The organism is Paenibacillus sp. O199 (assembly GCF_001636635.1).
GTDB lineage: Bacteria > Bacillota > Bacilli > Paenibacillales > Paenibacillaceae > Paenibacillus > Paenibacillus marchantiae.
Window position 1 is genome coordinate 1 of record NZ_LGRP01000068.1, and the last position, 9067, is coordinate 9067.

The 9067-nt window shown below is 50.6% G+C and carries 10 protein-coding genes and 1 riboswitch; all 10 genes read left to right on the forward strand.

From position 1 onward, the window contains the following. The first annotated feature begins 92 nt into the window (after positions 1-92). Positions 93-1148 (forward strand): ABC transporter substrate-binding protein, encoded by a 1056-nt coding sequence (locus A6049_RS31675; RefSeq protein WP_063568383.1) that lies wholly within the window; start codon positions 93-95, stop codon positions 1146-1148. Between the two features lie 27 nt (positions 1149-1175). Then, positions 1176-1961 carry an ABC transporter permease subunit gene (locus A6049_RS31680; RefSeq protein WP_063568384.1) on the forward strand — a complete coding sequence of 262 codons (786 nt, stop codon included), beginning with the start codon at positions 1176-1178 and terminating at the stop codon, positions 1959-1961. A gap of 23 nt (positions 1962-1984) precedes the next feature. Further along, positions 1985-2761 (forward strand): ATP-binding cassette domain-containing protein, encoded by a 777-nt coding sequence (locus A6049_RS31685; RefSeq protein ID WP_063568385.1) that lies wholly within the window; start codon positions 1985-1987, stop codon positions 2759-2761. 24 nt (positions 2762-2785) lie between these two features. Next, positions 2786-3907, forward strand: coding sequence for a histidinol-phosphate transaminase (hisC, locus tag A6049_RS31690; protein WP_063568386.1), 1122 nt, complete (start codon positions 2786-2788; stop codon positions 3905-3907). 106 nt (positions 3908-4013) lie between these two features. Beyond that, positions 4014-4116, forward strand: a riboswitch (TPP riboswitch). Positions 4117-4292: 176 nt separating this feature from the next. Further along, on the forward strand, positions 4293-5060 hold the full coding sequence (locus tag A6049_RS31695) for an ABC transporter ATP-binding protein (RefSeq protein WP_063568387.1): 768 nt from the start codon (positions 4293-4295) through the stop codon (positions 5058-5060). Continuing rightward, complete coding sequence (locus tag A6049_RS31700; protein WP_481853554.1) at positions 5047-5859, forward strand: ABC transporter permease; 813 nt, start codon at positions 5047-5049, stop codon at positions 5857-5859. Before A6049_RS31695 ends, A6049_RS31700 begins: the two co-directional genes overlap by 14 nt. 47 nt (positions 5860-5906) lie before the next feature. Continuing rightward, the gene (locus A6049_RS31705; RefSeq protein ID WP_063568388.1) at positions 5907-6974 is read left to right on the forward strand and encodes an ABC transporter substrate-binding protein; all 1068 of its coding nucleotides are present in this window, start codon (positions 5907-5909) and stop codon (positions 6972-6974) included. Positions 6975-7231: 257 nt separating this feature from the next. Continuing rightward, positions 7232-8044 (forward strand): hydroxyethylthiazole kinase, encoded by an 813-nt coding sequence (gene thiM / locus A6049_RS31710; protein WP_063568389.1) that lies wholly within the window; start codon positions 7232-7234, stop codon positions 8042-8044. Next, a complete protein-coding gene (thiD, locus tag A6049_RS31715) occupies positions 8041-8853 on the forward strand; it encodes a bifunctional hydroxymethylpyrimidine kinase/phosphomethylpyrimidine kinase (RefSeq protein ID WP_063568390.1) in 813 nt (270 codons plus the stop codon). The genes thiM and thiD overlap by 4 nt, the downstream gene beginning before the upstream one ends. After that, the coding region (locus A6049_RS31720; RefSeq protein WP_205412066.1) for a thiamine phosphate synthase at positions 8853-9067 on the forward strand (215 nt) is incomplete at its 3' end. The genes thiD and A6049_RS31720, both read left to right, overlap by 1 nt.

Consider the following 9067-nt stretch of genomic DNA (forward strand, 5'->3'; position numbering starts at 1 on the left):
GCCATTCTTCAGGCAGACCGTATCGGCCAAACATTCATAGAATCCAGTCAGTCCAGTGAAAGCAGTACATACACCAAGGAGGTTTCCTCCCTATGATCCGTCCAAACCGCCATTACACTCTTCCCTTAACTGCCTTTCTGAGCGCGCTTCTGTTGATGCTGATCTCCGGCTGCTCTGCCGGAACTGACAATCAGGCCGCGGGTACAGGCACAACACCGACAGCGGCATCAGCTGCTTCGAATAAAGACGTTACCATTCGTGTTGGTCAGACCGGATGGGGCAATCTCGAATTGGGGCTAAAAGCCGCCGGACTCGATGACACCCCCTATAAAGTCACTTATAACGTATTTCAGGGAGGTAACCTGATCCTTGAAGCGATGGCTGCAAACCAATTGGACTTTGGTGTGACCAGTGAAATTCCGCCCATTTTTGCATCTCAAGCTGCCAATGGTGGAAGCTTCAAGATTATTGCGGTACAACAAGGCAGCACCTTAAATCAGGAGGTCGTTGTTCCCAAAGGTTCATCGATCAAATCGGTTGCTGACCTGAAAGGCAAGAAAGTTGCTTTCGTAAAAAATACAACGGCCCACTATTTCCTGCTCAAAATGCTGGAAGAAGCCGGATTAACCTGGAGTGACATCAGTCCGGTCGAACTTTCAACAGCCGATGGACTCAGCGCCCTGATAAGCGGGAAAGTGGATGCACTTGCCAGTTACGGCAATGCCATCATCTCCGCACATCAGAATGAAGCAACAACGCTCGCCAGCGCCAAAGATATCCTGTCAGGCAGCTTCCTTGTAGCCGCCTCCGATCAGGCTATTGCAAATGCGGAACAGAAAGAGGCCCTTGCCGATTATCTGGAGCGAATCAACAAATTCAATGATTGGGCTCGTGCCAATAAGGATGCGTGGGCTCAAATTACAGCAGACAACACCCACCAGCCCGTGGATCAAGCCCTTAAAACCTACACGGATGGAGAAGCACAACGCCCATCACGTATTGTTGCCATTTCTGAAAAGGCCATCAAGTCTGAACAGGACGTAGCGGATACGTTTCAGCAAGCGGGAATTTTTGAGCAGGCAGTCGATGTGAGCACATTCTGGAGTGATGCACTTCAAGATCAACTTCCAGCTCCAGGTAGCCAATAACGAAGGAAGCAAGGAGGTAGGCATAACGTGCGGTCCAAAACCTTTAACCGGGCATGGTTTAACCAGTTCATTCCTTTTGTTGTACCACTACTCATTCTGGCTCTGTGGCAATGGCTGACTGCATCTGGAGTTGTTGCAGCCAATATTTTGCCCCGGCCCGCTCAGGTACTGGAGGCCTTCATTCGTCTGCTTCGTAACGGTGAACTACTGAACAATATCAGTATTAGCGCCAGACGAGCTTTGGGAGGATTCCTCATTGGTGGGGGTCTCGGTTTCCTGCTGGGTGTGCTGAACGGCATCTCCTCCCTTGCGGAAAAGATCGCCGACTCCTCGGTGCAGATGATCCGCAACATTCCGCATCTGTCCTTGATCCCCCTCGTTATTGTGTGGTTCGGGATCGGTGAAGAAGCAAAATTATTCCTCGTTTCCCTGGGTGTATTCTTTCCGGTATATCTGAATACGTTCCACGGCATACGATCGGTCGATCCCGGTCTGATTGAAATGGGCAAAGTATATGGCCTCAGCCGTTGGTCCCTTTATAAGGACATTATCCTGCCTGGTGCACTGCCTTCCATTCTGGTGGGCATTCGTTATGCACTTGGCATTATGTGGCTGACACTTATCGTAGCCGAGACGGTTGCGGCGGATGCGGGGATTGGATACATGGCGATGAACGCGCGGGAATTCATGCAGATGGACGTAATTGTCTTAAGCATTCTGCTATATGCCCTGCTGGGCAAGCTGTCCGATACCATCGCCAAATGGCTGGAACGGCGCTGGCTGCGCTGGAACCCGGCCCTATCCCGCAAGTAAAGCAAAGGAGTGTGAATTGATCCATGAGCACAAGTCAGATCAGTCCTTTTCTTCAAGTAGATGGGGTTCAGAAATCGTATGATCAGCGGACGATTCTATCCGACATCAACGTCAATGTAAGACAAGGGGAATTTGTAGCCATCGTTGGACGAAGCGGCTGTGGCAAAAGTACTTTGCTGCGTCTGATCGCCGGGCTGGAACCCCCCTCTTCCGGGAGCATTATGCTGGGCAACAGAAAGCTTGGCAGTACAGCACCCGAGACACGGTTTCTGTTTCAGGAAGCCCGGCTGCTGCCTTGGAAATCCGTGCTCGACAATGTACGACTGGGCATCCCCGACAAGAACAAGGAAGATGCACGCCAGTCGCTTCGCAATGTAGGACTTGGAGAGCGTGAAGGTGATTGGCCGGGGGTATTATCTGGCGGACAAAAACAACGTGTCGCCTTGGCACGGGCACTCGCAAGTCATCCACGCTTACTGCTGCTGGATGAACCGCTGGGTGCATTGGATGCATTGACACGAATTGAGATGCAGCAATTAATCGAACGCTTGTGGGTAGAAGAAGATCTGACTGTCATTCTGGTCACGCATGATGTCAGTGAGGCGGTTGCGCTGGCAGACAGAGTGCTGTTAATTGAGGATGGTCATATAACGATGGATACCCGAATTACGCTGGAGCGGCCACGCGTTCGGGACAGCGGGTTTGCTCATTTTGAAAACCTGATTCTGAATCGCTTGTTGACTCCGCCACAAGAGACACCACAGCAGATTGCCCAGAAACAGATATCATTCTCGATCTAATTCCACTGGAAAGAAGGCATGATTATGCAATCCCTCTCACCCGTTCCCTCTCCACCTGTTAAAGACCTTTTAACTCAAATTCCGGCTTATACGCCTGCCAAATCCATGGAACAGATCCGGCGGGAGTTGGGACTGGAAAGTGTAGATCGACTTGCAGCGAACGAGAATCCGTTCGGTTCTTCTCCCCTGGCAGCGGAAGCGGTCAGATCGCTGGGTTCCGATCTTTTGGCTCAATACCCCGACGGTTCCAGCCAACTGCTGCGTGACAAACTTGCGGACCGTCTGGGTGTGCGTACCTCCCAACTGGTATTTGGCAGTGGTTCATTCGAGCTCCTTACCCTTACCGCCCAAGCCTATCTTAATCCCGGCGAGGAATCACTCATTCCAGTGCCCTCCTTTAACTGGTATAAGGGCGCTACGCTGCTGGCAGGCGGGGTCATTCATGAAGTGCCTTTGGTCAACCATTCACTGGACCTGGAGCAATTCCGGCAACGGATCAATGCTTCTACCCGAATTATCTGGCTGTGCAATCCGAATAATCCAACCGGAACCATTTTCACGGCAGATGCCCTACTTGGTTTACTCGAACATGTTCCCTCCCATGTCGTGGTTGTCCTGGACGAAGCGTATTATGAATTCGCGGAAAGTGAAGATTATCCTGATACGGTTAAGCTGCTGGAGCAGTATAATAATCTGATTATTTTGCGGACCTTCTCCAAAATATATGGACTTGCTGGCCTGCGAATTGGATATGGCATCGGGAATGAAAGCATTATTGAAGGCATTAACCGGGTCAAGCTGCCCATCAGTCTGACAGCCACATCCCAAGCCGCTGCTTTGGCCAGCCTGGATGATCATGAATTTGTTTCTCACTGCCTGCACTACAATCGTCAAGGAAGGGAAACGTTAATGCAGTCCTTTGATCAGTGGAACTTACCCTACATCCCTTCCGAAACAAATTTCATCATGGTTGATCTGTTGCAGGATAGTGGCCCGATTACCAAAGAATTGTTGAACAGAGGCATCTCTGTCCGCGGCGGTGCCGAATTTGGTATGCCTACCTGGCTTCGGATTACGATTGGCACACCTGAGCAGATTGCCCGTCTGATCGGGGAGCTTGATTCACTGTTACATTCAAACGATTAGATCCTAGTTACTTTCCTAACTCACATTACGCACACTTCTTTTAAGCCGCCCTCTTTACATTCCACTTGCATGTGATATATGCTGAACACACAACTGCATATCTTAAACATTGCACTAGGGGAGCCTTGCGGCTGAGACGAATCGAACGATTCGGACCCTTTGAACCTGATCTGGATCATACCAGCGGAGGGAAGTGGAGCGGCCTCTCAGTAAGCGGATTTTTTCATGTTGATGATGGAATTTAATGTGAATTGAACTTACAGACCCACTCATTTCTCCGGAAATGGGTGGGTCTTTTTCGCGTTCTGCGAGCAGATCAGAAGGTGTAATTAAAGATCCCGCGGTTTGAAGTTGAATTATGAATAACAAGGGGGGACGGAACGAGATGGATAACGATATAACCATTCACAACATGAGCTACGCTTTCCCGGGAAAAAGGGATTCCCCCGTGCTCTCCAATGTGTCGATGACTGTAGCCAAAGGCGAATTTGTCTCGCTCATCGGTTCCAGCGGCTCCGGTAAAAGTACCCTTTTCAAGCTGCTGGCAGGCCTGCTTGAGCCAACACACGGAACCATTGAAATTCCTTGGGTTCAAGAAGGAAAGCGACTGGGGCAGGTGGCCTACATGCCGCAAAAGGACCTCCTATTATCCTGGAGAACCGTCATGGGGAATTGCATGCTTCCCTCTGAACTGGCTGCAGGTCGGCAGGATAAGATAAGGATTCGAGCAGATATCCTGGCTGGCCTCGACAGATTTGGCTTATCTGGCCACGCGCATGCTTACCCGGACGAGCTTTCAGGTGGCATGCGCCAGCGTGTCGCGCTGCTTCGTACTTTGCTGACAGGTGGCCAACTTATGCTGCTGGATGAACCATTCGGCGCACTCGATGCCCTGACCAAACGGGATATGCATCGCTGGCTGCTGGAGCTATGGGAAGGCCTGGGCAAAACCGTGTTGTTCATCACACATGACATTGAAGAAGCCCTGCTGCTCAGTGATCGGATTATCCTGTTAACTCCGGTGGGCCAAGGTCAACAGCTGCAGGATCTGTCGGTACCTTTAGCACGTCCAAGACATTCGGACATGGTCTACGAACCGGCTCTCGTTCAGATGAGACGACAACTGGAGGAACAATTGCATGCGAGACGGTAACTTGAGAGATAGCATGAAGCATAGCGTAAGAGGTTGGCTTGCCCGTTATGGTCTGTTTCTTTTGCTCATGATCTTGCTGCTTGCTCTCTGGGAGTGGATTGTGTGTATGGGATGGGTGCCTTCCTTCATCATTCCAGCCCCGACGGCGATTGTCCGTTCGCTGTATGAACATCACCACCTTCTGCTGGCTACACATCTGCCTGCTACCTTGATGGAGGTTGTCGTTGGTTTTGGCTTGTCCATTGGTGCCGGAATTGCACTTGCAACGGGTATGCATATGAATCGGTCGATTGAAAAAGCGTTATATCCCTTCATCGTGATCAGTCAGACGATCCCGCTGATTGCCCTGTCCCCCGTCTTTATCCTGTGGTTTGGCTACACGCTGTGGAGTAAAGTGGCGGTGGTGTTCCTGATCGCATTTTTCCCAATTGTGGTGAGCACCTACGATGGCCTGCGCAAGGGTGATCCGGAGCAGCGTGAACTGCTGCTGACGATGGGGGCCACCAAGTGGGATATTTTTCGCAAACTCCAGATTCCACTTGCCCTTCCCTCCTTCTTTTCGGGACTGAAAATGTCCGTGGTGTATTGTGTGGTCGGTGCAACGATCGGTGAATGGCTTGGTGGAAGCAAGGGGCTTGGCTACTTCAGCCGCAGAATGTCGAGCAATATGAACACGGATGCAATGTTCGCCGCCATTGTGCTGTTATCCCTGCTCGGTATCGCCCTGTTTGTACTCATTGCATGGATGGAGAGAAGATTCAGTACACCACGTCATGCAGGTAGAAGAAAAACTGGATAACTTTCGGATTTCAAAAACAGATAAACGGAAATGAGGAATTTGAAGCTATGAAGAAAAAACATATCTACTCCCTACTCCCCATTCTGCTCATATCTATGTTACTGATTATCAGCGGATGCGGAAATACGGGTACCAACACACCTGCTACAGATTCAACTTCCAATGCAAAAGATACAGAATCATCTGCGGCCGAGAGGTCATCGGCATCCAAAGACAAGCTGTCCATCATGCTCGATTGGTATCCTAATGCAGTGCATTCCTTCATCTATGTTGCTCAGGAGAATGGTTACTTCGCGGATCAAGGTCTGGATGTCGATATCCAGATGCCTGCCGATACGAATGATGCACTCAAACTTGTTGCCGCCGGGAAAATCGATCTTGCACTAAGCTACCAGCCGCAAATTTTGCTCGCGCGTGGGGAGAACATTCCTGTACGTTCGATTGCAGCCGTCGTTCGCCATCCGCTCGTGCATCTGTTGACTGAAGCCAACGGTAAAGTGAAATCGCCAAAAGATCTTGAAGGGAGGACGGTCGGCTATTCCTCAATCCCTCTGTATGAAGCGATGGTGCGTACCATGATCAGCCAGGATGGCGGTAATCCCGACAAGATGAATCTGGTGGATGTGGGATTTGACCTGATCCCTTCCCTGGCTTCCGGGCAGGCAGATGCCATTATGGGTGGTTTTATTAACCATGAACAATTGATTCTGGAAAAGGAAGGCCATGCCATGAAAGCGATCAATCCCGTCGATTACGGCGTACCTGATTATTATGAACTGGTCCTCACTGCAAGTGATGCGGGCATTGAAGCGAAGAAAGATCAGCTTACCCGCTTCATCAAAGCGATGCAGGAAGGACAGAAATATGTAACAGAGCACCCCGAGGACGCGCTGAACATTCTGCTCGCACATGAGAACGAAACGTCTCCACTTGACCCGGAGATCGAAACCAAAAGCCTAAATATTTTACTGCCACTGATGAATGAAGAAGGTCAGCCGTTTGGCAGGCAGGGCGCCTCTTCTTGGGAAAATGTACGTGCATGGTTGGTTCAAAGTGAACTGATTCCGGATTCCGTAAAGGCTGAGGATGCTTTTATCAACTTGCAGGGTGAGTAAGTAAAATCGATTACTGGACGAGATCAAGTGAAATTTGAAAGTTGTAAATTCATTATCAGATGTCGATAACATGAGTAGTTACGGAATTCAATAACTGTACGATTAGAATCTTTATCGAGGATAAGGACTCTTTAATTAAGCTTTCTATATGGACTTTCCAGCTATCCGAGAATAGCGTTTAGTTCCCATGATTTAATGGCCCACCCTGCCCTGACACTTTCATTCATTAATTTGCTTATTTATTAGGAGGAACTCATATGTCTTATCTGGAACGTGTTCGTACGCAAAATCCGCTTGTTCATAACATTACGAATATTGTCGTCGCTCCGTTTACGGCCAACGGTTTGCTCGCACTAGGTGCATCTCCCTTTATGGCCTATGCGCATGAAGAAGTCGCAGATGTTGCCAAGATGTCGGGAGCGGTTGTACTGAACATTGGTACTCTGGACGAAAAGGTAGTTGAGGCGATCCGCCTGGCTGGGCAATCGGCTAATTCAAATAACGTGCCTGTTGTGCTCGATCCGGTTGGAGCTGGCGCAACCGCCTATCGTACGGAAACCGTTCAGATGCTCGTTCGTGAGCTTCGCCTCACGGTGTTGCGGGGCAATGTGGCAGAAGTCGCCAATGTCATCGGTGAGCGTTGGAGCATCAAAGGTGTGGATGCAGGTCAAGGCGATGGAGATCGAATCGGAATAGCGGAACGGGCAGCACAAAAACTCGGCTGTGTGGTCGTCATTACCGGACGCGAGGATGTCATTACGGATGGACAAACGACGTTCCTGACGAGTAATGGACATGCCTTGCTTACCCAAGTAACGGGTGCAGGCTGCTTACTCAGCTCCGTGATTGGTGCTTTTGCAGCCATAGCGAAACCGGGAGACGACTTGCTGAGCAGTGTTGTGGAGGCACTCGTTTTCTATGGCGTTGCAGCAGAGATTGCGGCGGAACGTACCGCTGACCTGGGACCGGGCAGCTTCCAGATCGAATTTCTGAATCAACTGGCTCAAGTGACACCTGACGTTCTCGTACAACAGGCACAGGTTCGTCGGATTGATGGAGGTGCTAAATGAGTATTGCGCAGGCTTTGACGATTGCTGGTTCTGATAATGGTGGCGGAGCCGGAATTCAAGCTGATCTGAAGACCTTTCAGGAGCTCGGCGTATACGGCATGACTGTGATTACAGCTATTGCTGCCCAAAATACAACAGGTGTGCAGGGCGTCTTCCCTATCCCTTACGATGGAATCGCTCAACAGTTGGATTCGACCGGTGATGATTTTCAACCTACAGCCGTGAAGACGGGCATGCTCTACAGTGCTGAAATAATTAAACTGGTTGCCGAGAAATGGCGGCAATACGGCTGGTCCAATCTGGTCATCGATCCGGTTATGGTTGCCAAAGGCGGCGCTCCCCTGCTGCAAAAGGAGGCCGTTCAAGCGCTAATTACGGAGCTGCTGCCTCATGCACTGATCACGACGCCGAACATTCCGGAAGCCGAGCTTCTTACAGGAATGTCTATTATGAATTTGAGTCAGCGTGAAGAAGCCGCAAGGCAGATCGTGCAGATGGGCTCCACGTATGCTTTGGTGAAAGGTGGTCATGATGAGGGAAATGGCATCATTGTCGATGTGCTCTATGATGGTCAGTCTTTTCATTATCTGGAGAACGTTCGGGTAGTGACAAGGCATACCCATGGAACGGGATGTACGTATTCTGCGGCCATTACTGCCGAATTGTCGAAAGGCTCAGCTGTGCCGGCTGCCGTCACCACCGCGCGAGCATTCATTCAGGCAGCCATTGAAGATGAGCTGGGGATTGGGGCCGGACATGGGCCGACGAATCATTTTGCGTATCAGCGCAGACTGCGGGGTGAACAGTAATGCGCCCACTGGATGCAGAAGCGGTACGGCATGCGATGCAGGTGTATTTGGTAATGGGCAGCGTGAATACGACGCGTGACCCCGTGGAAGTGCTGCGCCAAGCCATCGCTGGCGGCATTACGCTGTTCCAGTTCCGTGAAAAAGGAACTGGCGCTCTGGTTGGCGAAGCACGCATCACGCTTGCGATGCGGCTTCGCGAGGTGTGCAGCCAGCA

Coding starts and splice junctions, on each gene's coding strand:
- A6049_RS31675 (WP_063568383.1), top strand. CDS start 93: ATGATCCGTCCAAACCGCCATTACACTCTTCCCTTAACTGCCTTTCTG.
- A6049_RS31685 (WP_063568385.1), top strand. CDS start 1,985: ATGAGCACAAGTCAGATCAGTCCTTTTCTTCAAGTAGATGGGGTTCAG.
- hisC (WP_063568386.1), top strand. CDS start 2,786: ATGCAATCCCTCTCACCCGTTCCCTCTCCACCTGTTAAAGACCTTTTA.
- A6049_RS31695 (WP_063568387.1), top strand. CDS start 4,293: ATGGATAACGATATAACCATTCACAACATGAGCTACGCTTTCCCGGGA.
- A6049_RS31700 (WP_481853554.1), top strand. CDS start 5,047: ATGCGAGACGGTAACTTGAGAGATAGCATGAAGCATAGCGTAAGAGGT.
- A6049_RS31705 (WP_063568388.1), top strand. CDS start 5,907: ATGAAGAAAAAACATATCTACTCCCTACTCCCCATTCTGCTCATATCT.
- thiM (WP_063568389.1), top strand. CDS start 7,232: ATGTCTTATCTGGAACGTGTTCGTACGCAAAATCCGCTTGTTCATAAC.
- thiD (WP_063568390.1), top strand. CDS start 8,041: ATGAGTATTGCGCAGGCTTTGACGATTGCTGGTTCTGATAATGGTGGC.